Origin of the sequence: Catenulispora sp. MAP12-49, assembly GCF_041262705.1 — a bacterium.
Classification (GTDB): Bacteria; Actinomycetota; Actinomycetes; order Streptomycetales; family Catenulisporaceae; genus Catenulispora.
The window spans coordinates 132,743-155,629 of record NZ_JBGCCP010000003.1 but is presented as its reverse complement, the minus strand read 5'-3'; the positions used below and the strand labels follow the sequence as shown (position 1 = coordinate 155,629).

The 22,887-nt window shown below is 70.4% G+C and carries 17 protein-coding genes; 6 read left to right on the top strand and 11 right to left on the bottom strand.

Translation table 11 applies throughout. The features are described 5' to 3' along the window. The first annotated feature begins 52 nt into the window (after positions 1–52). The 4 genes from speB (at position 53) to ABIA35_RS07850 (ending at position 4,599) form a co-directional block, all read left to right on the top strand. Positions 53–1,072, top strand: a complete 1,020-nt coding sequence (gene speB, locus ABIA35_RS07865; RefSeq protein WP_370357481.1) for an agmatinase — start codon at positions 53–55, stop codon at positions 1,070–1,072. A 29-nt stretch (positions 1,073–1,101) separates the two neighbouring features. After that, positions 1,102–1,941 (top strand): PHP domain-containing protein, encoded by an 840-nt coding sequence (locus ABIA35_RS07860; RefSeq protein WP_370335422.1) that lies wholly within the window; start codon positions 1,102–1,104, stop codon positions 1,939–1,941. Between the two features lie 95 nt (positions 1,942–2,036). Then, positions 2,037–2,861, top strand: a complete 825-nt coding sequence (locus ABIA35_RS07855; RefSeq protein WP_370357480.1) for a carbon-nitrogen hydrolase family protein — start codon at positions 2,037–2,039, stop codon at positions 2,859–2,861. Between the two features lie 19 nt (positions 2,862–2,880). Next, positions 2,881–4,599 carry a flavin monoamine oxidase family protein gene (locus ABIA35_RS07850; protein WP_370335426.1) on the top strand — a complete coding sequence of 573 codons (1,719 nt, stop codon included), beginning with the start codon at positions 2,881–2,883 and terminating at the stop codon, positions 4,597–4,599. Between the two features lie 73 nt (positions 4,600–4,672). Here the strand turns inward: ABIA35_RS07850 and ABIA35_RS07845 are convergent, their stop codons facing one another. Beyond that, positions 4,673–5,515 carry an alpha/beta fold hydrolase gene (locus ABIA35_RS07845; protein ID WP_370357479.1) on the bottom strand — a complete coding sequence of 281 codons (843 nt, stop codon included), beginning with the start codon at positions 5,513–5,515 and terminating at the stop codon, positions 4,673–4,675. 242 nt (positions 5,516–5,757) lie between these two features. Here ABIA35_RS07845 and ABIA35_RS07840 point away from each other — a divergent pair, with 242 nt between their 5' ends. Further along, positions 5,758–6,870 (top strand): hypothetical protein, encoded by a 1,113-nt coding sequence (locus ABIA35_RS07840; protein ID WP_370357478.1) that lies wholly within the window; start codon positions 5,758–5,760, stop codon positions 6,868–6,870. On the opposite strand, the gene ABIA35_RS07835 is transcribed toward ABIA35_RS07840, so the two are convergent. From ABIA35_RS07835 to ABIA35_RS07800, 8 genes are all read right to left on the bottom strand, one after another. Then, the gene (locus ABIA35_RS07835) at positions 6,871–7,806 is read right to left on the bottom strand and encodes an FG-GAP repeat domain-containing protein (RefSeq protein WP_370357477.1); all 936 of its coding nucleotides are present in this window, start codon (positions 7,804–7,806) and stop codon (positions 6,871–6,873) included. A gap of 76 nt (positions 7,807–7,882) precedes the next feature. After that, on the bottom strand, positions 7,883–8,779 hold the full coding sequence (locus ABIA35_RS07830) for an IclR family transcriptional regulator (RefSeq protein ID WP_370357476.1): 897 nt from the start codon (positions 8,777–8,779) through the stop codon (positions 7,883–7,885). 13 nt (positions 8,780–8,792) lie between these two features. Continuing rightward, positions 8,793–9,869 carry a GDSL-type esterase/lipase family protein gene (locus tag ABIA35_RS07825; protein ID WP_370335436.1) on the bottom strand — a complete coding sequence of 359 codons (1,077 nt, stop codon included), beginning with the start codon at positions 9,867–9,869 and terminating at the stop codon, positions 8,793–8,795. 9 nt (positions 9,870–9,878) lie between these two features. Then, a complete protein-coding gene (locus tag ABIA35_RS07820) occupies positions 9,879–10,682 on the bottom strand; it encodes an SDR family NAD(P)-dependent oxidoreductase (RefSeq protein WP_370335438.1) in 804 nt (267 codons plus the stop codon). Between the two features lie 27 nt (positions 10,683–10,709). Then, positions 10,710–11,864: an LLM class flavin-dependent oxidoreductase gene (locus ABIA35_RS07815; protein WP_370357475.1), complete on the bottom strand. Its 1,155-nt coding sequence runs from the start codon at positions 11,862–11,864 to the stop codon at positions 10,710–10,712. 125 nt (positions 11,865–11,989) lie between these two features. Continuing rightward, positions 11,990–14,278: an alpha-N-acetylglucosaminidase gene (locus ABIA35_RS07810; RefSeq protein ID WP_370357474.1), complete on the bottom strand. Its 2,289-nt coding sequence runs from the start codon at positions 14,276–14,278 to the stop codon at positions 11,990–11,992. A gap of 210 nt (positions 14,279–14,488) precedes the next feature. Further along, the gene (locus ABIA35_RS07805; protein ID WP_370357473.1) at positions 14,489–16,465 is read right to left on the bottom strand and encodes a hypothetical protein; all 1,977 of its coding nucleotides are present in this window, start codon (positions 16,463–16,465) and stop codon (positions 14,489–14,491) included. Positions 16,466–16,619: 154 nt separating this feature from the next. After that, positions 16,620–17,714: an ABC transporter ATP-binding protein gene (locus ABIA35_RS07800; RefSeq protein WP_370335445.1), complete on the bottom strand. Its 1,095-nt coding sequence runs from the start codon at positions 17,712–17,714 to the stop codon at positions 16,620–16,622. A gap of 400 nt (positions 17,715–18,114) precedes the next feature. On the opposite strand from ABIA35_RS07800, the gene ABIA35_RS07795 reads away from it, so the two are divergent. Further along, positions 18,115–20,268, top strand: a complete 2,154-nt coding sequence (locus ABIA35_RS07795; protein ID WP_370335447.1) for a hypothetical protein — start codon at positions 18,115–18,117, stop codon at positions 20,266–20,268. A 69-nt stretch (positions 20,269–20,337) separates the two neighbouring features. On the opposite strand, the gene ABIA35_RS07790 is transcribed toward ABIA35_RS07795, so the two are convergent. Both ABIA35_RS07790 and ABIA35_RS07785 read right to left on the bottom strand, forming a co-directional pair. Beyond that, on the bottom strand, positions 20,338–20,808 hold the full coding sequence (locus ABIA35_RS07790) for a hypothetical protein (RefSeq protein WP_370357472.1): 471 nt from the start codon (positions 20,806–20,808) through the stop codon (positions 20,338–20,340). A 206-nt stretch (positions 20,809–21,014) separates the two neighbouring features. After that, complete coding sequence (locus ABIA35_RS07785; RefSeq protein ID WP_370357471.1) at positions 21,015–22,838, bottom strand: hypothetical protein; 1,824 nt, start codon at positions 22,836–22,838, stop codon at positions 21,015–21,017. Between the last annotated feature and the right edge of the window lie 49 nt (positions 22,839–22,887).

The window sequence follows — 22,887 nt, the reverse complement described above, 5'->3', positions numbered from 1 at the left end:
GCACCACTGCTTCACGGCACCACCGCACCACCTAGCTAGGAGAGACAGCTCAATGGCGAGCACCGAAGTCGGCATAACAGACGGCAGCACAGACGGCAGCACAACCGGCAGCACCGCGCGCCCGGCCCCGATCGGCCCGGTCGACTCCTCGAAGACCCCGCGCTTCGCGGGCTTCGCGACCTTCGCGCGGCTGCCCCGCCTGGACCAGCTCCCGGCCGGGGAGACGGCCGACGTGGCGGTCCTGGGCGCGCCCTTCGACGCCGGCGTCTCCTACCGCCCCGGGGCGCGCTTCGCCCCGGCGGCGGTGCGCGAGGCCTCGCGGCTGCTGCGGCCCTATCACCCGGGCCTGGACTTCTCGCCGTTCGAGGCGGTCCAGGTCGCCGACGCCGGCGACATCGCCATCAACCCCTTCCTGCTGGACCAGGCGCTGGAGCAGATCGAGGAGCACTCCGGCGAGCTGGTCGGGGCCGGGTCCAAGCTGGTCACCATCGGCGGCGACCACACCATCGCGCTGCCGCTGCTGCGCACGATGGCGCGCAAGCACGGACCGGTCGCGCTGCTGCACTTCGACGCGCACCTGGACACCTGGGACACGTACTTCGGCGCGCCGTACACCCACGGCACCCCGTTCCGCCGCGCCTTCGAGGAGGGCATCCTCGACTCCTCGGCGGTGGCGCACGTCGGCACCCGCGGCCCGCTGTACAGCAAGCAGGACCTCACCGACGACCAGCGCATGGGCTTCGGCATCGTGACGTCCGCGGACGTGATGCGCCAGGGCGTGGACGCGGCCGTGCAGGCGCTGCGCGAGCGGATCGGCGACCGGCCGCTGTACGTCTCGATCGACATCGACGTCCTGGACCCCGCGCACGCCCCCGGCACCGGCACCCCGGAGGCCGGCGGCATGACCAGCCGCGAACTGCTGGAGATCCTGCGCGGCCTGGACGGCCTGAACCTCGTCGGCGCCGACGTGGTCGAGGTGGCCCCGCCCTACGACCACGCCGAGATCACCTCGATCGCCGCCGCGCACGTGGCCTACGATCTTGTGACGTTGCTGGCCATGCAGGGGCGGTGAGGCGCCGCCCCTGAAAAGGGGGACTTCCGGTGCTGCCACCCGACAACCACGTCCACAGCGAGTACTCGTGGGACGCGCTCGCCGGTTCCATGGAGGGGACCTGCGAGCGCGCGGTCGAGATCGGGCTGCCCTCCGTCGCCTTCACCGAGCACGCGGACTTCAGCGTCTCGGAGATGACGGCGGAGAGCTACTTCCCGGAGGCGTGGCAGCGCTACGTCGAGCCGGTGGACGGCCGCGACATCCTGACCCCGCCGCGGATCGATCTCACCGGCTACCTGGAGACGCTGGAGCGCTGCCGCGACCGCTTCCCGACGCTGCGCATCCTGTCCGGCGTGGAGCTCAGCGAGGCACACTGGTTCCCGGAAGAGACCGCGGATCTGCTGAAGCGCGGCGGATTCCAGCGGATCCTGGCCTCGCTGCACACCTCGTCGGCGCGCGATGAGGACTACGCCGACATCTCCGTGAGCATCAAGCGCGGCGACGCCGAGGCGGAGTACCACCGGTACCTGGCCGAAGCCGTGCGGCTGATCGAGGAGTACGACGGGTTCGAGGTGCTGACGCACATCGACTACCCGGTGCGGTACTGGCCCGACGATTCCTTCGATCTGAAGGAATTCGAGGACGACATCCGGCTGGTGCTGCGGACCCTGGCGCGCGCCGACAAGATCATGGAGTTCAACACCCGGATCCCGCTGGACCCGCGGGTGGTCGCCTGGTGGCGGCAGGAGGGCGGGAAGGGCGTGTCGTTCGCGTCCGACGCGCACAAGCCGGAGGCGGTCGGCAAGGGCTTCAAGGAGGCGGCCGAGGTGGCGCGGGCCGCGGGGTTCAAGCCGGGCGCAGATCTGTTCGACTTCTGGGTGCGGGACTGACCGGAGCTCCCGCACACCCACTTGTCGAACCAGAGCCACCACTCTCGCCATCGCGGCGAGATGCGTTCTGGCCTGCCGGTCCTACGCTGGAGAGCATGAACCTGCGGCTGGCCTGCCTTCAAGCCCCGGCTACCGATCATCCCGACGGCGCCCCGGACCCCGTCGCCGACCGCCGCGCCAACCTGGCCGCGCTCGCGGACGCCGCGGCCGGGGCCGCCGAGGGCGGCGCGCGCCTGCTCATCACCCCCGAGATGTACCTCACCGGCTACAACCTCGGCGCCGAGGTGATCGCCGGGCTGGCCGAGGAGCGCTTCGGACCCTCGCAGCAGGCGGTCTCCGCGATCGCCGCCAAGCACGGGATCGCGATCCTCTACGGCTACCCCGAGCGCGACGGCGACGGCGTCGTCTACAACGCGGTCCAGCTCATCGGCGGCGACGGCGTCTCCCAGGCGAACTACCGCAAGACGCACCTGTTCGGCGACGTGGACCGCGAGGCGTTCGCGCCGGGGGCGGAGCTGGTGGTGCAGGCCGATCTGGAGGGCATCCGGGTCGGCTTCCTGATCTGCTACGACGTCGAGTTCCCCGAGCCGGTGCGGGCGCATGCCGACGCCGGGACGCAGCTGCTGCTGGTGCCCACCGCCCTGATGCGGCCGTACGAATTCGTGCCGCGGCAGATCGTGGCCGCGCGGGCGATCGAATCGCAGCTGTTCGTGGCGTACGTGAACCGGGTCGGGGTGGAGCGGGACTTCGTCTACGCCGGCGAGACGCGCGTGGTGGCCCCGGACGGCCGGGAGCTGGCGGTCGGCAGCGACCAGGAGCAACTGCTGCTGGCCGACGTGGACCTGGCGGACCTGGCGGCCTCCCGCGACCTGAACACGTATCTGCAAGACCGACGAACCGACCTGTACGGAGCACTGTAATGATCAGGGAAAACCAGTCGTGACCTCCGCTGTTCCGGCCACCGTGCACGAGGTCACCGACCACGTGCACTGCGACTCGCACAAGCCGATCACCATGTTCGGCCCCGACTTCCCCTTCGCCTACGACGACTACGCGGCACACCCGGCGGGCCTGGGGTCGGTGCCGGAGACCGCGCACGGGACCGAGGTCGCGGTGATCGGCGGCGGCCTGTCCGGACTGGTGGCCGCGTACGAGCTGCTGAAGCTGGGCCTGAAGCCGGTCGTGTACGAGGCCGACGAGCTCGGCGGCCGGATGCGCTCCACGCCGTTCCCCGGCGTGCCGGGCGTGATGGCCGAGATGGGCGCGATGCGCTTCCCGCCGTCCTCGACGACGCTGTTCGACTACCTCGAGCGCGCGGGGCTGCGCACCGAGCCGTTCCCGAACCCGCTGGACGCCGCGACGCCCTCCACCGTCATCGATCTCAAGGGCGTCAGCCACTACGCCACCAAGCTCGACGACCTGCCGGCGATCTACCACGAGGTCGCCGACGCCTGGGCCGACGCGCTGGACGACCCGGCGCATGGCGCGGAGTTCTCCGCGATGCAGCAGGCGATCCGCGAGCGGGACGTCGCCACGGTGCGCGAGATCTGGAGCCGGCTGGTGCACCGGCTGGACGACACCTCGTTCTACGGCTTCCTGGCCGCGAACCCGGCCTTCAAGTCCTTCCGGCACCGCGAGGTCTTCGGCCAGGTCGGCTTCGGCACCGGCGGCTGGGACACGGACTTCCCGAACTCGATGCTGGAGATCCTGCGCGTCGTCTACACCGGCGCCGACGACCACCACCGGCGCGTGGTGGGCGGCTGCCAGCAGCTGCCGCTGGCGCTGTGGTCGCAGGCCCCCGACACGCTCGCGCACTGGCCGGCCGGCACCTCGGTTCGGTCGCTGCACGAGAACGGCCACCCGCGTCCCGCCGTGACGCGCATGTACCGCACCGGGCGCGGCATCACCGTCGCCGACGCCGCGAACGAGATACGCACGTACCCGGCCGCGGTGTTCACCGCGCAGAGCTGGATGATGCTCTCGAAGATCAAGGTCGACGAGGCGCTGCTGCCCGCGGACGTCTGGACCGCGGTCGAGCGCACGCACTACATGGGCGCCTCGAAGCTGTTCGTCGTGGTGGACCGGCCCTTCTGGCGCGACCCGTCCCCGGCCGACCCCGCGCGCGACACGATGTCGATGACCCTGACCGACCGCATGCCGCGCGGCGTGTACCTGCTGGACGACGGCCCGGACAAGCCCGGCGTGATGTGCCTGTCCTACACCTGGGTCGACGACTCGATGAAGTTCGTCCCGCTCTCCCGCGAGGAGCGCCTGGAAGTGATCCTGGCCTCGCTGGCGGAGATCTACCCGCACGTCGACATCCGCTCGCACATCATCGGCACCCCGCTGACCGTCTCGTGGGAGACCGAGCCCTATTTCATGGGCGCCTTCAAGGCGAACCTGCCGGGCCAGTACCGCTACCAGCGCCGCCTGTACACGCACTTCATGCAGGAGGAGCTCCCCGAGCACCAGCGCGGCCTGTTCCTGGCCGGCGACGACATCTCCTGGACCGCCGGCTGGGCCGAGGGCGCGGTGACAACGGCGCTGAACGCGGTGTGGGGCGTGATGAAGCACTTCGGAGGATCGACGAGCCCTGAGAACCCGGGCCCCGGCGACGTGTTCGACGAGATCGCGCCGCCGATGCTGGAGGAGGGGTAGGACACCCGGAGGCCGGGTCCGAAGCGGTCTTCGATCCCGGCCCGACCCGGCGTTTTCAGCCTGCAGGCCGCGTTCAGCCGGCCAGCCACTCCGCGACGAGTGCGCCGAAGGCCGCCGGGTCGTCCACCCACGGGAAGTGCCCGGCGCCGGGCTGCACCTCGAAACGCACACGCGCCTTGGGGAACAAGTCCGCCAGTTCCTTCGCCCGCTCGGGTGTGGGGCCCGGGTCGCGGCCCCCGGCGAGGATCAGGATCGGAAGCTCGACGGCCGCCAGCGCGGCGATCGTGGCCTCGGGCGTGAAGACGCCCTCGGCGAAGTGGATCTCTTGCTTCTCCTCGTCGGCCGGGAGCGCCGCCGCGTGGGCTTGGGCCGCAGGAGTCCAGGCGCCGTAGTAGACGGGCATGATCGCCGTCCAGGTCTCCTCGGACTCGTCGCCTTCTTCGGCGCGCTGGAAGGCCTCCCAGGCAGCCGGGAACCAGGGCTCCTCGCTGCGGGTGAGGAGCTGGGCGCGGATCGGCTCCATGGACAGCGGGAAGCCGACCGCCCGCGTGCCCGGGGTGATCAGCGTCAGACGGCTGACACGGTCGGGATGCGCGATCGTGTAGAGCATCGCCAGGTTGGCGCCGGCCGAGTGCGCGAGGATGTCCAGCCGCTCCAGGCCGAGGTGCACCCGCAGCGCCTCGACGTCGGCGACCATGCGGTCGATGCGGTACGTCTCAGGATCCTCAGGCGCTGCCGAATCGCCGGTACCCCGGTGGTCCAGCAGGATCAGACGGCGCGTCGCGGCCAGGCCGCCCAGATCGCCGAAGTACGACGACGCCAGCAGCGGGCCGCCGGGCAGACAGACCAGCGGATCGCCGATGCCGGCTTCACGGTAGGACAGCTCGGTGCCGTCGTAGGAGGAGAAGGTCGCCATGAGCAGCAGCCTCCCAGAACAAGATCCCGCACGCAGACCGGGGTGGGGCGGAGGCGATTGTCCTCGGCTGCCCTCGGCGAGCTACGGTAAAGATCGAATATGCATAACAGCCTCGCCACAAGGCTGTTTGAGTAACTGACTTTGTCATATGCGTGACTGCTGGGGGTGTCGTGGCGACTGTCGTGGAAGCGATCCATCAGGATTCTGGATCTTCACCAGCCTCGCCACCACCCGACCGCACCGTGGTCCCGTTCCGCCGCGCCGTCCTGAACCGCGCCACGGCGACGGCCGCAGGGGTCTACCTCGGCCTGCACCTGATCTCGGTGCTCTCGCTGCTGTGGATCCTCCACGTTCGCCGTCAGTCGTTCACAGCTTTCATCCACACCCCGCCCCATATGTGGGATGCGGCTCTGTACATAGACATAGCCAGCCACGGCTACCACGAGGGATTCGACTACGCCTTCCTCCCGCTGTACGCGGCCCTGCTACGCGCGGTCGAGGCCGTCACCGGCCTGAGCTACCTGCAGGCCGGCGTGCTGACCTCCGTCATCGCCGGCACGATCGCGGCCGTGGGCCTGCGCGCGGTCGGCGAGCGGGTGGCCGGCGCCCGCGCCGGGCTGGTCCTCGTGGCGTTGTGGGCGGTGCTCCCGACCGCCATGGTCCAGGCCGCGCCCTATGCCGACGGGCTTTTCACGGCCTTCGCGGCCTGGACGCTGTACGCGCTGCTCCGGCGCTCCTGGCTGACCGCTGGCGTGCTGGCCCTTCTCGGCGGACTCACCCGTCCGTCCGCGGCCGCATTGATAGGCGCCGTGGGTCTGGCCGCGCTCGTGGCGGCGATCCGCCGCGAGGACGGATGGCGGCCGTGGGCCTGCGCGGCGATCGCGCCGTCGGGCATGGCGGCCTACATCCTCGCCGTCGGGCACCGGTTCGGCCGGTACGACGCCTACTTCACCTTCCAGCGCTCGCTCTGGAAGAACTGGTTCGACAGCGGGGCCACGACGTTCGGCGAGTTCTCGAAGGTGATCGACGGCCGCTTGGACAACCCATCCGTGCTGGAGGTGATCGCCATCGTGAGCATGGTCGCTGTGCCCTTCCTCCTGGCCCTCATGGTGCGCGACCGTCTGCCCTGGGAACTGGTCGTGTACAGCGCCGCGGTGGCCGCCCTGGCGCTGGGCAGCCACCGCTCGATCACCACGACGCCGCGCGAGCTGATGCCCGCGTTCCCTCTGCTGATCCCCGTGGCGCGCAGGCTTTCCCGCGCGCGTTACCGAGGACTCGCAGCCTCCTTCATCGCCGTGGCGGCGATGTCGGCCTGGTTCGCCTGGTATCTGCCGATCGCGTACGGCGTCCCGTGATCAGCCCAGCGCCTTGATCCCGGTCCACGCCGGGTCGCTGCTCACCAGCGCCGGCGCGCCGAAGCCGCCGGAAGCGTTGCCGGACAACAGGTACAGGCCGCCGGAAGCGCCCACCGCGTAGATGTCGGCGTGTCCGTCACCGGTGACGTCGCCCTTGGTGATGACGAAGGGATAGTCGGCCGCGTCCAGACCGGAGCCGATCTGCACGCGGGTGCTCTCGTCGCCGAACGTCCCGCCGGCGACACCCGGGTAGAGCCAGATGACGCCGGTGGCGTCGTCGCGGGCGATGAGGTCCTTCACTCCGTCGCCGGTCACGTCGATGACGCCGATGACGGTCCGGCCGCTCCAGCCGGAACCGGCCACGGCGACCGGGGTGTTGTAGTGGTAGAGCGCGGTGTTCGCGAACACCTCCAACTGGTCGCCGACCCTGCCCACCAGGTCGGCCCGGTTGTGGCCGGTGATGTCGCCGGGCGAGACGAGCTGGGTGATCGCCGGCCACGACGTGGCGAGGTTCGGAGGCTCCACGGAGACCTCGTGTCCTGAGGAGAAGGTGCCCGTCCCGTCCCCGACCTCGACATAGACCCAACTGTTGGTGCTGCGGTAGATGGGCAGCGACTGGTACGCGCCCCGGTTGAAGTTGCCGGCGCCGTCGATCAGGGCGTCGCTGAAATCAGGCTGCGCCTGGTTCGGGTTGTCGATGGGCGCCCCGACACCGCCGGTGCCGTTCCCCTCCCAGGTCTGGAGCGTGCCGGTGGACGACACCGACATCAGGTCGATGTTCCCGTCCGCGTTCAGATCCCCGTACGGCGCCGGCAGCACCGAAGCCGCCGCCGCTCCCCCGCTCAGCACGGCGCAGGACAGTGCGGCCAGCGCCGCGGCCCCCGCCATCGCCAGCCGCCGTGCGTGTCCCCCGTGGTTCCCGTTGTGAGTACGCAAAACCCCACCCCTTCGCAATGATGCGTGGTACACCGTTTAGCGCGAAGAGGGCACACCGAACCAGGGTACTGACTTCCTAGTCCAACAATCCGCTCACCCGGAGATCCGGATGCCGCCCCCGCACCGCAAAGGTGATCTCCCGTGTGGTGGCCGTCAAACGTGACGCGAGGGCGTCGATGTCCGCACCGCTCAGCTGCTTCTGGAAGCCATAGAGCGTCAGCACCATCGCAACCCGCTCATCAGGGCCGAAGACCGGCGCGGCCAGGTGGCCGATGCGGTGCGTGCTGCCGCCGAAGTCGTCCATCAGATAAGAGGTGTGCGACAGTTCGGCGAGCAGCGGCGGCACGGCCTCGTGGTCGTCCAGCGACTGCCCCAGGCGCACGCCCAGGACGTCCGGCTCCAACCCGACCGAGTAGCCGCGCCGCCGGACCGCGCGCACGCCGTTGCGGAAGCGCTCCAGCTCCGCATCGGCCAAGGGCTTGCCGACCGTGCTGCGGTTGAGCCAGATGTCCACGTCGTCGGGCATCGACCAGGCCATGAACACCGTGCCGATCGGTGGAGCCAGCGGGATCCGTTGGCCGACGCGGACATGCGGGCCGAAGGGGACCACCTCGCCGGCCACCGCCAGGAAGACGATCTCCTCCCCCATCGCCGAGGACACCACGCACTGCAGGCCGGTGTCGGCGGCCAGCGCCTGCATCGGCGCCCGGGCGAACTCCACGAGTTCCAGGCGCCGGGCGGCGGCCGCGGAGCCCAGGGCGATCAGCGCCGGGCCCAGCGTGTACGACTTGTCGCGGGGGTTGCGCAGCAGGAACCCCGATTCGGCCAGGGCCGTGAGCATCGCGTGCGCGGTGGCCTTGTTGATGTCGAGGCGGCGGCACATCTCCGACAGCGAGAAGGCCGTGTCGGGGTGCGCGGCGAGCAGGTTCAGCACCGCCACCGTGCGGTCCACCGCCGGGGCCGGACGCGCCATGGTCCTATCCCTCTTACTCTCTCGTGGCTCTCTCGGCGATGGGGTCTCCGAAGGCCGTCGCCATGATGCGGTGCCCTTCGTCGCCCGGGTGGATGCCATCGGCCAGGTGCTCCGCGCGCAAGACGCCGACGCCGCGGACCAGGTGCAGGTCCCGGTCACCGCGCTCGCGCCGGCTGACGACCACGTCCTCGATCGCCTCGCGCAGGTCCTCCAGCGTCGCGCCCAGCTTGTTCCGCGTCTCCTCGGCGTCCGGCCGCAGCACCGGCGAGCACACCACGATCGGCACGCCCGGATGCCCCTCGCGCACCACCCGCAGGAACGCGTCCATCCCGGCCATCATCATCGTCGCGCTGTGCGGGATCCGGGTCCAGCAGTTCGTGCCGTGGTTGACGGAGATGACCGCCGGGGAGTCCAGCGCCGCGATCTGCTCCGCCGAGACGATCTCGCCGCGGGCCGCGCCGGCGTAGCCGAGGTTGACCACGTCCAGGCCGTGCAGCCGGCCGGCGATGGCCGGCCAGGACAGCGCGGGCTCGGAGGCGGACCAGCCCTCGGCGATGGAGTCGCCGTAGCAGATCCAGCGCGGCTGCTTCGGCGCCGGGACCAGCTCGCCCTGGGTGGCCCGCAGCGACACGATCTCCGGCTTCATGCCCTCGGGCAGGTACACCGTGACCGGCAGCGCCTCGTCGGCGCCGGCCAGATCGAGCACCGCCATCCCGTCGCCGAGCATCGCGTCGGCATAGGAGATGAACTTCTCGCCCTGGTAGGCAGCGAAGAACGTGCCCGCTCCGTCGCCCCGGTACCCCAGGTCGGCGGTCTTGGTCCGGTAGGCGATCTGCACCGCCCGCGCCGCCCCGGAGAACTCCAGCCGCACGCCCACCGGGACCGTCGCGGTCCCCCAGGTGTCGATCGGCAGCCGGGAGAAGTCCTTCGGGTCCGCGCGCGGGTAGACCGCCCCCTGGCCCGACGGCCAGGCACAACCGGCGAGATACGGCTCCACGGAGGCGTGCCGGGAAGCACCGGCACGCTGGTTCCGATCGGCGTTGGACATTTCGGTGTGCGCGCTGTCACCCACGCCGCTGTGAGCCGTCATCGATCCGTATCAGTCCTCTCCAGGCAACGAGTACCCGAACTTGGCCGAGACTCCGCCGTCAACGACGATCGTTTGCCCAGTGATATACGACGACAAGCCTGTGCACAAGAACAAGATGACTTCGGCGATGTCCTTCGGAAACGCGGATCGCCGCAGCGGAGCGTTGCGCGCGCCCCGTTCCTTCTCCGCCTCCGAGAGGTATCCGGCCACCCGCGGCGTCATGACCAGGCCCGGGGCCACGGCGTTCACCCGCAACCCCTTGGGCCCCAGCTCGACCGCCGCCGTTCGCACCAACGACATCAGCGCGGCCTTGTAGGCGCCGTACGCGCCGTGTGAAGGCGCGGACTGCATCCCGGAAACAGAGGCGACGACGGTGAGGACGCCGCCCCCGGTGGCGATCATGCGCGGCGCGCCGAACCGGATCGCGTTGACGGCGTGCTGGAGCACGATCCCGTGGTGCCAGGCCCAGCTGTCGTGGTCGGTGTCCAGCAGCCCGGCGTACTTGGCCATGCCGATGATGTCCACGATGCCGTCGATGCGGCCCAGGGCGGCCTCCGCGTCCTGATACAGGCGCTCGGCGGAGTCCTGCTCGATGGCGTCGCCGGCCCAGGGGACGCCGCCGACCTCCTTGGCGATGTCGTCGGCGAGCCCGGCGTCCAGGTCGACGCAGAACACCCGGGCGCCGACGGCGGCCAGCGCGTGCGCCGCCTGCCGGCCGATGCCCTGCCCGGCGCCGAGCACGATGAAGTTCTTGCCGTCCAGGCTCAGCAGCGACCGGTAGTCCGGGACCTCGGTGTCGTCGGTGCGGGTCATGGGGATCAGCCCTCTCGTCCGCGAAGGTCAGGATGCCGGGGCCGGAGCCGGCTTGATGGTGGCGTCGACGCCCTCCTTGGCCAGCGCCGGCAGCACCTCCTTGCCGAGCAGCTCGATGGTCTTCATGACCGACTCGTGCGGCAGGTAGCCGAACTGCACGTAGCAGATCAGCTGGTCGACGCCCAGCTCGGCGTACTTGAGCATCTTGGTGTAGCACTGCTCGGGGTCGCCGACGACGATCATGTCGTGGTCGTTGAACGACTTGGGGTCGAAGTTCCCGTCGGCCTGCTGCATCAGGTAGGGGAAGACCTTGTCCCGCTCCTCCTGCGACAGGTGCGGCAGCTCCCACTCGGCGGTGAACTCGGCGATGTTCTTGTACCACCACCAGACCGAGTCCCAGATCCCGGACTCCTCGCACTTGGCCATCGACTCCTCGCAGTGCACGAGGGTGTAGGCGGCGACCCGGTTGGTCGTGACGCGGGTGATCGGCTTCGGCGAGGCGGCCGCGGCCCGGTAGAGGCGGATGTGCTCGGCCATCTTGTGGATCGGCTGCAGGATCGAGAACGACAGCAGCCCCAATCCCTTCTCCCCGGCCACCGCCGAGGACCCCTCGGACGTCGCGGCCATCCAGCACGGCGGATGCGGGTCCTGCACGGGCTTGGGCGTCACCATGCGCCGCGGGAAGTCCAGGTACTTGCCGTGGAACTCGAAGTACTCGTCCTCCCACATCCCGACGACCGCCCCGATCGCCTCCTCCCACTGCGCCCGGGAGGCGTCCCGGTCCACACCGAACGCGGTCTGCTCCATCGGCGTGGAGCGTCCGGTGCCCCACTCGACCCGGCCCCCCGACAGGATGTCGGCGGTGGCGACCTTCTCGGCCACGCGCATCGGCGGGGTGAAGGCGTGCGGCATCAGCGTCACCCCGAAGCCCAGCCGGATCTGCTCGGTGCACTGCGACAGCGCGCCGATGATCACCTCGGGCGCCGGCGAGTGCGAGCGGCCCTCCCGGAAGTGGTGCTCGACGTGCCAGGTGGTGTGGAAGCCGAGCTTGTCGCCGAGCTTGATCTGCTCGATGGCCTCGCGGTACGCACGCTGCTCTGCCTCGCGCTGGCCGTAGGGATGGGGCTTGGCCCAGGGCTTGGGCACGTCGATCTCGTAGAGCAGGTCGAGCTTCATCCTCATGCCTCCACGTTCGGCAGCGTTTGCCGGAACAAACGCACGGTCCGCTGGTCCGAACGGACCGTATGCCGAATCTGATGGGTCGTCAATAGTCATCTGCGGCCCTGTTCAGGGCCGGTATGCGCAGGTCAGGGGGTGGCCAGGAGGGCGGCGGCGACGTTTGCGACGGCGAACGGATCACCGGTGGGGGTGGTCGGATACGCCTTGCCGCCGCGCGCCCACGCGTCGTCGAGCGCGAACCAGTCGGTCTGCGCCCCCTGCTTGGCCGCACCCGTGACGACGGGCTCCAGCGCCGCGAAATGCTTGCGCCAGCGCGGGAGGTAGACGTCGGCGACCAGCCCCGCCAGTTCGCGGCCGGCGTAGTTCCGCAGCAGCGTGGCCTGGTCTCGGCCGCCCCAGGTGGTGATGAGTGATCGCGCGTCGTACCCGCCGGAGCGCAGCCAGGTGCCGAGCAGGAAACGTTCGTCGGTGGCCAGCAGCCGGTCCAGCAGCGCCATCGCGTCCAGCCAGCGGCCGGTGAGGGCGCGCCAGCCGGCGGCGTCGCGGGCGACGTACGCGGCCTTGATCTTCGGCAGCAGGACGCGGGCGTGGTTGGCCAGGGCCTGGCGCGCGAGGTCGACGACGTCGTAGCGGTAGGCGTCGACGGCGCGCAGCGACGGATCGGCCTGCAGGAGCAGCAGCACGGCCTGCTGGAAGGCGGCGCCGTCGTAGCGCATGGCGGGGCCGTCCGGCGACGCCGAGACCGCGGACAGGTCCGGCCAGGCGCTGAACAGACTGTCCTGGGCCTGGCTGTAGGTGCCCGGCGCGAGCGAGTACGCGGTCTGCGCGAGCGCCTGCCACGCCTGCGTCGCCGCCGCGTCCACCTTCCCGTAGCGGCGCGCGGCGTACTGGCCGAACCAGGCGGTCAGGTCGAAGGGGTCGGGGCGCCAGGCGAGCTCGGCGAACAGCTCGAAGGCCGCCGGATCGTGGCCGGAGGCCTCGGGCATCCAGGCGGTGCCGGTCAGCGCCGATCCCTTCGCGGCCCACGCCTTCGGGAAGCGGTCGGTCCACGTCGCGGCGTTGGCGCCGAGCAGCGACCGGCCGCCGAAGTTGGTGATGGTGCCGAAGGCGTAGGCGGTGCCGCCCCAGTCGGCCTCCCGGTCGAAGCCCGCGAACTTGTCGGAGCAGCCGTCGACGATCAGGACACTGCCGTGCGCGCAGACGGACGGCGCACACGTGCGCAGCGCGTCGAGGACGTCCCGGCGGGGGTTGGCCTGCCAGCCGAGCATCACCCAGGTGGCGCCGGGGCGAGCGGCCTGCAGGGCGGTCATCACGGACACGGCCTCGTCGCCCATGGGGACGCCGTCGCTGCTGCCGCCTTCGTGCAGGAGGTCCATCTTGTAGGCGGTGCTGCGGCCGTAGAGCTCACCTTGATGGCGATAGAACGACTCCGCTATGCGCGTGAAGCGGGGATCGCGGGGGTCGAGCCAGTCAGGACGCTGGTAGTTGTTCCAGCGTCCCTGAGGCAGGACCCGGGCGCCGGGGTTGCGCGCCGCGAAGCCCTGGGGGACCTGGCCGAGGTAGCCGGGGAGCACCGGGGTCAGACCGAGCTCGCGCAGCCTGGCGGCGGCCTGCTGGACCAGCGCGACACCGGCCTGGCGGGCTGACGGGTCCGTACCGATCCGACCGCCCGGCGCGCCGACAGCGCCCTGGAGGTTCCCCAGCAGCCACCAGGGTTGGTGCGCCGCGGCGGGTATCCACGCGTCGAGTTCGTCGGCTTGGTATCCGAACTCTGTGAAGACGCGGCGGTAGACCTCGTCCTGGCCGGCCGCGATGAGGACTTCGGTGAAGCCGTGGAGCGCCAGGACGTCGAGGGTGCGCTCCCAGTCGGCCCAGGTGCGGTAGGCGCCGGCGTAGCCGTTCTCGGTGTCGTTCAGGGCGAAGCGGTGCTTCACCGCGGCGGCGCCGCTGAGATGGGTGCGCGGGGCGGGCAGGGTGGCCGGGAGGGCCGCGAGGCTGTCGCCGGGGAGGGAGACTGTGACACCGGCCACGTATTTGAGGTACCAGCCGACGCCGGCCAGCAGCGCGGAGGTGCTCGTGCCCTCGACCGTCACGGCCAAGGGTCTCGAACCGGTCGAGGCACGGATGCGGTACCGGTCGACATCGTCCTGAGCAGGAGCCGCCAGGAGCTCGATCTGGTCGGCGTAGGCGGTGCCCAGCAACCGTTCCAGGACGCCACGCGCGGGTGTCGGGTCGAAGGCCTGGACCGGAGGTGCGTGAGGTGCGTGAGGTGCGTCGGGAACGCGGGGCGCGGGCCCTTCAGCGGCGGGACGGGCTCCGCGTGCCAGCGACCGCGACACCAGCGCGTCGCCGACGCCGACGACGCCGAACAGGCCGGTCGCGATCCAGTAAGCCACTACTCGACGACGTGCGATCATGCGCCGGCACCCTGCTTCCCGTTCGTCCCGCGAGGGGGACGTCCCTGCAATGCGCTGTCATAGACAGAAGGGATACGGGGTTGCGCGGGGTTGTCGCCGAGACGTTTTCGAGACCGAAGGCAGGCTGCGAACACGGCCGCACCCGGCGCGCCGAAGCGGGCCGGGTGCGGTGGTCGGAATGTCTGTACCGGTCAGGACGTGCCGCACCGGTCAGGGCGTGTCGAACACCAGCGACGTCACCGTCGCCGAGTCCCTCGAGCTCCAGACCGGGTACATCGTCGTCGCGGTGCCCTGGTGCACCTTGCCGGACTTGTCCTGGACCGTGAAGACCACGTCCTCGCCGTAGGCGCTGACCTGGCGGCTCAGGATCTTGACGGTGTCCGACTTGATCGTCGAGTCCAGGGACAGGCCGCGACCGTAGGCCTCGGCCATGGCCTGGTCCTGGCCCATGGAGTTGGGGTTGACCAGGGCCGTGCCGTCCTTGGCGCGGGTGCTCCAGCCCGGCTCGTCCGGGGCGATCGGCTGGTAGCGCATCACGTGCGCCCAGTCCAGGGCGCCCTGGAGGTTGATGTTGTCGTGGGCCATGGCGGTCGCCTGGTCGAACAGGATGCGCAGGGTCTGCTCCGCCGGGGGCTTGGCCAGCGGCTTGACCGCGTAGTCGGCGCTGCCCTGGGCCGCGGCGAGGGAGGGGGACGCCGGTGCGGCGATGGTGGAGCCCCAGGAGCCGGCCAGGGAGATCCAGACCACGACGACCAGGACGGCCGAGCTGAGGATCACGTGCGGCTTCCAGCGGTCGCCGCGCGGGAGGTGCAGGCCCAGGGAGCGGCCCGGGGCGGTGCGCCCCAGGGCGGTGACGACGCCCAGCGAGAAGCGGGGCGAGCGGGCCGGGGCCAGGGCCGGCTCGGTCGCCGGCTCGGGCGCTGGTCCGTTCGCCCGTACGCCCGCCGCCTCGCTCGCCGGCTCGGTGGCGGTCTCCTTCACCGGCTTCGGCAGGTAGGCGCCGATGGCCAGGCTGACCAGGCCGCCGGCGGCGACCGCCGCGGCCGGGAACATGAGCATCTCGTAGCGCATGTGGTCGGAGAAGCCGACGCCCGCGGTGATGACGTAGGTGGAGGCGACCGCGCCGACGAAGACGGCCGTGGCGTCGGAGGCGAAGCGCGCCAGGACCGAGATGCCGGCCGCGATGAGCAGCGCGTACAGGAGGCGGTCGGTGTGCCACATGTAGGTCGTCGCCTGCTCGGTGACGATCTTCAGGTAGTGGACGAACTGGCGGAGGATGCCGAAGTAGGTGGTCTGGCCGCGGCCGACGACGCCGGAGGTGTTGGCGTTGACCGCCGTCATCGAGATCACCGTCATGACGAAGGTGGTCCCGGCCGTCACGATCAGCGAGCCCAGCCAGCGGTTGCGCCAGCTGCGCTCGCGCACCAGCACCCACAGCCAGCCGGCGCCGGCCATCGCCGGGGCCAGCACGCCGACCTGGCGGGTCAGGGCGATGAACACCGACACGATGCCCAGCCACGCCAGGTTGGCCTTGCCGATGCGGCGCTCGATCGGCAGGTTCAGGACGAGGACCGCTGCCAGCCCCAAGGCCAGGGTGTCCGTTCCCGCCCACGTGTAGACGTTCACCGGGACCGTGAGGCTGAAGGCGCCGGTGACGATCACCGCGACCCCCGGGCCGTACAGCCGCTGGAGCACCCGGGCGATCGCCCAGATGAACAACACCGTGCCGATGACCGGGATCGCCATCGAGCCGCCGGACAGGCCCCACAGCCAGATGAACGGGATCGAGAGCACCGGGTACAGGAAGCGCAGGCGCACCTGCTGCCAGGTCGGGTCGTTGTCCGCGAAGTACCAGGGCGACAGGTTCCAGCTCGGCGAGATGCCCCGCTCGGTGCGGACCGCGTCGGCCCACGAGTGCCCCATGTCGCGGGACATCATCGGCAGGTAGTAGCGGCTGTCCGGCGGGTGGTTCCAGCCCTGGCGGGAGACCAGGTTCATGCCGATTCCGGCCAGGATGACCGGGAGGATCAGCACCAGCACCCCGACGCGCACACCGAGTACGTCGCGGCTCAGGAAATCGGAGACCAGGTCGGACACCGGTCGGCTCGGGCGGGGCCAGCGGCCGCCGCCCCGGCCTCGGCCTGACACCGACCTGTTCGTGTCGGCGACGACGGTGTCCGAACTCATCCAGTCCACTCCTGCTCTTCGGGCTGCCGGCGCGGCCCACAGCGTTTGTGCGACATCCCCTTATAAAGGGATGCGCGGATACCTCGCCTCGGTTCCAAGGCATGGTATCCGCGCAAGAGCGCCACCCGGGACACCGCCCGGTGTTTCGTGCGCTTTAGGCGTCGATGCGCTCGCCGGAGCTCGCCGAGAACAGGTGGGTCTCGTTCGCACGCGGCTTCACGTACAGCGTGTCGCCCTTCATCGGCACCGCGCGGGCGTCGACGCGCACGATCAGGTCCACGTCGCGGTCGTCGACCTGGGCCGCGCAGTACGCGAACGCGTCCGCGCCGAGCTCCTCGACCAGGTGCACCGTGACCGCGATCGCGCCGGCGGCGTCGCCGACGAAGTCGAAGGACTCCGGCCGCACGCCGACGGTCAGGGTCTTGGCACCGCCGCCGGAGGCCACGCCCAGGGCGTCGCGGGAGACCGGGATGGTCAGGCCGTTGAACCTCACGCCCTCCTCGACGATCGGCACCTCGACGAGGTTCATCGCCGGGGAGCCGATGAAGCCGGCCACGAACACGTTCGCCGGCTTCTCGTACATCGCGCGCGGGGTGTCGCACTGCTGGAGCAGGCCGTCCTTCAGCACCGCCACGCGGTCGCCCATGGTCATGGCCTCGACCTGGTCGTGGGTGACGTACACCGTCGTGATGCCCAGGCGGCGCTGCAGCGAGGCGATCTGGGTGCGGGTCTGCACACGCAGCTTGGCGTCCAGGTTGGACAGCGGCTCGTCCATGAGGAAGACCTTCGGCTCGCGCACGATCGCGCGGCCCATCGCGACACGCTGGCGCTGGCCACCGGACAGGGCCTTGGGCTTGCGGCCCAGGTACTCGGTCAGCTCCAGGAGCTTGGCCGCCTCCTCGACGCGCTTGGTGATCGTGGCCTTGTCGACCTTGGCGATCTTCAGCGCGAAGCCCATGTTCTCCGCGACCGTCATGTGCGGGTACAGAGCGTAGTTCTGGAACACCATCGCGATGTCCCGGTCCTTCGGCGGCAGGTGCGTGACGTCCCGATCGCCGATGAAGATGCCGCCGGAGGACACTTCCTCCAGCCCGGCGAGCATGCGCAGCGACGTGGACTTGCCACAACCGGAAGGGCCGACCAGGACCAGGAACTCGCCGTCGGCGATCTCCAGGTTCAGCTTGTCGACGGCGGGGCGCTCGGCGCCCGGGTAGACGCAGGACGAGTCCTGATAGACGACACCAGCCATGATGCACTCCCTTTCAACCGGCAGGAACGTGCCGGACGATCCGAGTTGGAAAGGTGCCCGGGGCGTTTTCGCCCGGGCCGTAGAGGCGACGGTACCTCGGCGGGGGCCGCGTTGTCACCGGTCCTGGGGAGCCGCGACGGTGTGTGATCAGCCATGTCGGCGCCGGATCCGGACTCCCGCCAGCCTGCGGCTTCGACGGCGGCGCGGGAAAAGTGGCTGCGGGGACACAACCGTTCGCCCCTGATTCGCCGTCTGACAATAGACGGCGTCCTTAGCGGGCCTCGCACGATCATACGAACCGGCACACGCCGTCTGTACGATGTACCGGTCGCTTGACCATGGGATGCTCACGCCTGCGTCTGCCGCACCAGTGGTCCCCTTTTCTTCTGGAGAGTCCCGCATGAGCGTTGAGGCCGAGCGCCCGCCTACCCAGGCGCAACCCACCGGTGACGGCGTCCTTCGAATGCTGCGGGCGACCGCCGCCGACCCCGGTGCGCGGCCGAACGTGATCCACCGCGTCCTGCTGGTCATCACCGCCTTCTCCATGTTCTCCACGCTGATGGGGGTCTTCGGCCCGACCGTCCGCTGGCCCGCCGTCGGCATCCTGCTCTTCTTCTCCATGTGCGCGCTGGTCGCCGTGGCGGTCATGGGCTTCACGGCGCGCACGATGCTCTGGTTCGGCCGCGCCGAACTGCTCCTGGCGCTGCTGGCCGTGGTCGGCATCTCGCTGTGGATGCTCTCGATGATCCTGAGCTACAACGGGTACCGGAGCGACGAGGAGATCTTCGTCCAGTACTCGGCCGATCTGCTGCGGCACGGCCACAACCCGTACACCGCGGACCTGACCCCGGCGTACGCGCAGTACCCCTCACCGTTCCCGACCAAGCTCCTGGACGGCAGCATCACGCACCACCTGGACTACCCGGCGCTGCCCACGATGCTCACGGCGGTCCTGACCATGATGGTCGGGACGTTCCACACCGTCGGGCTGCTGTGCACGCTGTTCCTGGTCCTCACCATCTTCGTGCTGTACGTCCTGCTGCCGCGCGGCCTGCGCTCGCTGAGCGCGCTGCTGGTCGCCGGGATACCGGTGCTGGCCCAGGGCGCCGTCGGCGGTCTGCTGTTCGCCCTCGTGGTGCCGTTCCTGGCGTTCGCCGCGTACCGCTGGAAGCAGACCGGGGCCGGCGGCCGGCTGTCCAAGCTGGACCTGGCCAAGGCCGTCGCGATCGGCGCCGCGATCTCGACCACCCAGGTCGCGTGGTTCCCGATCCCCTTCCTGCTGCTCGGGATCTTCCTGGCCCGGCGCACCGAGCTCGGCCGCCGCGGCGCGGCCCGCGTCACCGGCCTCTACATCGGCGTGGCCGCCGCGACCTTCCTGGTCATCAACATCCCCTTCATCATCTGGGGCCCCGGCGGCTGGTTCCGCGGGGCGCTCGCGCCGCTCACCCAGCACGCGGTCCCCGAGGGCGAGGGCCTGATCAACCTGGTGCAGTCGCTGTCCACCGGCTCGGGCAACCTGAGCCTGTACACCTACGCCGGCGCCCTGGTGATGCTGGGCCTGCTGGTCGCGTACTGGCGGCACTTCGACCGGCTGGCCTCGGCCTGCTTCGCGCTGCCGATGATCGGCCTGCTGTTCCCGACGCGCTCCTACTGGACGTACTTCATCGCCTACGCCGCGGCGTGGATCGTGGGCCTGCTGACCAACGAGCCGGAGACGGCGGAGGAGACCGAGGCCGAGATCGAGAAGCGGTCCGCGGCCGACCGGGCACCGCTGACCTCGCGCCTGCCGTGGCTGAGCCGCTACGCGGCCATCACGGTCGCCGCCTTCGTGCCGGCGGTCGCCGTCTTCGGCGTGGCCGTGGCCTCGCCGGCACCGCTGACCCTGAAGATCGACAGCTACCTGACCTCGGCCCAGCTCAACTCGGTCCAGACCGTCACCGTCACCGCGACCAACCACTCCGACCACGCCCTCACACCGCACTTCATGGCGGTCCACGGCAACGGCATGGTGAGCGCGAGCTGGGACATCGTCTCGGGGCCCAAGACCATCAAGGCCCACGCCTGGGCCCAGTACGTGGTGACCGCACCGAGCACGAGCGCCATGCCGCCGATAACCGACTCCCTGAAGCTCCAGGCGGTCACCGACACCCCGGCGACGGTCAGCTACTCCGGCTCGGTCTCCCCGCAGCCCTACACCACCGTCCTGGTCGCCGACACCCCGGTGATGCCCCTCCTCCCGCCGGGCGGCTCCATCGTCCTGACCGCGCGCGTGGAGTCCCAGTTCGGCAACGTGCTCCACCGCGCGGGCGTCCGCGTGTGCCTGGACCAGACCAAGTTCTCCAACGCGGCGACGAACTTCGACACCGCCAGCATCTCCGCCTCACCCCGCGGCGACCAGACCGCCTGCGGCTTCACCGACAAGCAGGGCCAGGTCCGCTTCACCCTGACCAGCCACGGCACCGGCAGCCGGCAGCTGTACTTCCAGAGCTACGGGATGCAGGGCAGCCTGGGCCGGTTCGGGTACTCGACCTTCCTCTCGGCGGCCTGGCGGTAGGCGGACGCCGGAGCGCAGAAGCACAAGAAGCGGCGACCGCGGGCGTGAGGCCCGCGGCCGTCGCTTCTTTCATGCGGTCAGCCGCCAAGGGCTGTACCCAGACTCCAGCTCGCTGACCTGGAGGTCGGAGAACACCAGTGTGAGCTCATGGGCGTTGGTCGTCAGGCACACCTCGTGGAAGTCGATGCCGAGTGTCTGCGACCAGGTCCGGGCGCGAGCAGAATCGGTGACCACCTGCCCGCCGGGATACAGGCAGTGCCAGCGGACACCCCACACGTATCCGTCTTGCTCGGCGTCGGGCTCCAGCAACCGATCGTCCAGGGACCGCCGCCAAGTCTCGGGCGATACCGTGGTCCGACAGTCCGCCTCGACGCAGTACCGGAACACGTAGCGTAGGTGAGCGGGGGCGATCCCAGTTCGCGGGTCCGCTGAGACGTGGACGATGACTTCGTAGTCGCGCATGTAGTCGGTGAAGCCGTGGTACACCACGCCGTGATCGAAGATCTCATCGAGCGCCCGTTCCAGCACCGCCAGGTCCATGCCGCATTCCTACACGATCAACGGGTGCGCTGAGGCCCGAACCACGTTCGCGCCATCGCCCTTTGAAGGTCAGTAAGAAGAGCCCGGCCCGCCCCTCCTCATAGGGGCAGACCGGGCTCAGTGCGTCTGAGAACGGCGCGGTACGTCTCAGTGCGCTCGGTACGGCTCGGTACCGCCCGGTACGACTCAGCGCGCCTCAGGGCGACTCAGTGCCCGCAGAGCTCGCCGACGGCGGCTGTGGGGTCGTTCTGCACCCGGAACTCTGTGCGGTCCACGGAGTCGACGATGTTCCGCAGGAACAGGTGGAACGTCATCGGCGACCGCGTCGCCTGGCTCAGCGTCTTCATATCGCCGCAGCCCAGGGCCCGGTGGGCCGCGTCGACGCCAGGCTCGGCGGCCGGCGGCGGGCCGGCGGGTGCGTTCGGCGCCACGAGCACCGGTGTGCTCCCGGGGACCGTGTAGTCGGCGATGATCCAGGACATCCCGGTCGTCTTCTCGTGGCCGATGCGGTGTCCGTTGGTCAGCATGTGCGAGCCCACCGCGTAGGAGAGCCCGTGCGTGTCGATGGCCAAGCCGTCCAGGGGCACGATGGCGCCGAGCGTGCCGAGGATGTCGCCGGGCAGCGCGATGGTGCCGTAGGAGGTCCGCAGCGGGAGCGTGACCATCTGGCCCTTGGCGTCCTGGTAGAACAGCGACCGGTGGTTGAACGGGTTCTGGCTGCCGGTGATCCGCTGCAGCGCGAGCGTCTCGTCGCCGGTGCCGACGACCATCTTCATGTAGGGCGCCGCGTCCACCGGGTGCGCGTCGCCGGTGCGCAGGACCCAGAACGCGCGCTCGTTGGTGATCCCGCTGTCGGCGATGACGATGGTCTGGTGCAGGCGGAAGCCCACCAGGCAGACGCCGGCCCAGACCGCGACGACGGCCATGGCCCCGACCGCCAGCTTCGCCCGCATGCCTGCCAGCGCCGGGAGCGGGACGGCCATCACCGGCATGAGGAGGGTGAACGTGGAGGGCAGCAGCATGCGGGCGTGCATGAAGTCGCCGCCGATCCAGACGACGTACAGCGCCGACAGGGCGCCGCCGGCGGCCGCGGCGAGGATCACGAAGCGGTCGTGGCGGACGATGCGGCCCCAGGGCAGCAGCACGGGGACGGACGCGGCGATCAGCAGGACCGGCAGCCACAGCAGGTAGGGCGAGACGAAGTTGCCCAGGTAGGTCAGGCCCTGGCCCGGGTCCGATGACGAGGCTTCCTTGACCAGCGCTGTGTTGGGGACCAGCAGGCCGTAGTAGCCCATCCGGAAGACCTCGTACAGTCCCGGCACCGCGAAGGTGGCGGCGGCGAGCTTGACGGACGCCAGCCGGCCGGGCCGGACGATCAGGACCAGCGCGACCCCGAAGGCGAGCGTCATCAGCATCATGTCGGGCCGGACCACCCAGCCCAGGCCGACCACGGCGCCGGCGGCGTACACCCGGCCCTGCCCGCCCTCGGTCACCCGGCTCAGGAGCCACCAGCACAGCCCGAGCCAGCAGAAGATGAGGGAGGTCTCCAGCCCGGAGGTGACGAAGTCCCAGAACGGCGGCAGCGCCAGCAGCACAGCGGCGCCGAGCGGGATCAGCGGCCCGGACGCGCCGATCCGGCGCTGCACGTTGCGCGCGCCCAAAAGCGCGAACAGCAGGCCGGTCGGGGCCAGCACCAGACCGGTCCACTCGATCACCGTGTAGACGTTGGCCTGGGTGACCCACGAGACCGCCGCGAGCAGCCAGGTCCACAGCGCCGAGGTGTTCGCCTCGACGCGCTCGCCGGGGTTGAAGACCGGTCCGTGCCCCGCGAGGATCTGCCGGACGGTCCGGGCCGCGATCAGCCCGTCGTCGGTGATCCAGCGGCGGTGCCAGCCCAGGAGGAGCCAGACGGCCGGCGGCAGCGCGACCGTGGCGTTGCCGAGGGCCGCGGACCAGCGGCCGCGCTCGGCCGCCGGTCCCGCGTCGTCCGCGGCAGGAGCGCGATCGCCCTCCAGGATCTCTATAGACATGTCCCCGCTCCCCTCCGGCCGCCGGGAGGGCCCGGCGGATCTCCCCTCC

Excerpts from the sequence above, each read along its gene's own strand:
- ABIA35_RS07800 (WP_370335445.1), bottom strand. The coding sequence starts at position 17,714 with ATGGCTGGTGTCGTCTATCAGGACTCGTCCTGCGTCTACCCGGGCGCC.
- ABIA35_RS07785 (WP_370357471.1), bottom strand. The coding sequence starts at position 22,838 with ATGTCTATAGAGATCCTGGAGGGCGATCGCGCTCCTGCCGCGGACGAC.
- ABIA35_RS07820 (WP_370335438.1), bottom strand. The coding sequence starts at position 10,682 with ATGACCCGCACCGACGACACCGAGGTCCCGGACTACCGGTCGCTGCTG.
- speB (WP_370357481.1), top strand. The coding sequence starts at position 53 with ATGGCGAGCACCGAAGTCGGCATAACAGACGGCAGCACAGACGGCAGC.
- ABIA35_RS07815 (WP_370357475.1), bottom strand. The coding sequence starts at position 11,864 with ATGAGGATGAAGCTCGACCTGCTCTACGAGATCGACGTGCCCAAGCCC.
- ABIA35_RS07790 (WP_370357472.1), bottom strand. The coding sequence starts at position 20,808 with ATGGACCTGGCGGTGCTGGAACGGGCGCTCGATGAGATCTTCGATCAC.
- ABIA35_RS07830 (WP_370357476.1), bottom strand. The coding sequence starts at position 8,779 with ATGGCGCGTCCGGCCCCGGCGGTGGACCGCACGGTGGCGGTGCTGAAC.
- ABIA35_RS07795 (WP_370335447.1), top strand. The coding sequence starts at position 18,115 with ATGAGCGTTGAGGCCGAGCGCCCGCCTACCCAGGCGCAACCCACCGGT.
- ABIA35_RS07855 (WP_370357480.1), top strand. The coding sequence starts at position 2,037 with ATGAACCTGCGGCTGGCCTGCCTTCAAGCCCCGGCTACCGATCATCCC.
- ABIA35_RS07825 (WP_370335436.1), bottom strand. The coding sequence starts at position 9,869 with ATGACGGCTCACAGCGGCGTGGGTGACAGCGCGCACACCGAAATGTCC.
- ABIA35_RS07805 (WP_370357473.1), bottom strand. The coding sequence starts at position 16,465 with ATGAGTTCGGACACCGTCGTCGCCGACACGAACAGGTCGGTGTCAGGC.
- ABIA35_RS07810 (WP_370357474.1), bottom strand. The coding sequence starts at position 14,278 with ATGATCGCACGTCGTCGAGTAGTGGCTTACTGGATCGCGACCGGCCTG.
- ABIA35_RS07845 (WP_370357479.1), bottom strand. The coding sequence starts at position 5,515 with ATGGCGACCTTCTCCTCCTACGACGGCACCGAGCTGTCCTACCGTGAA.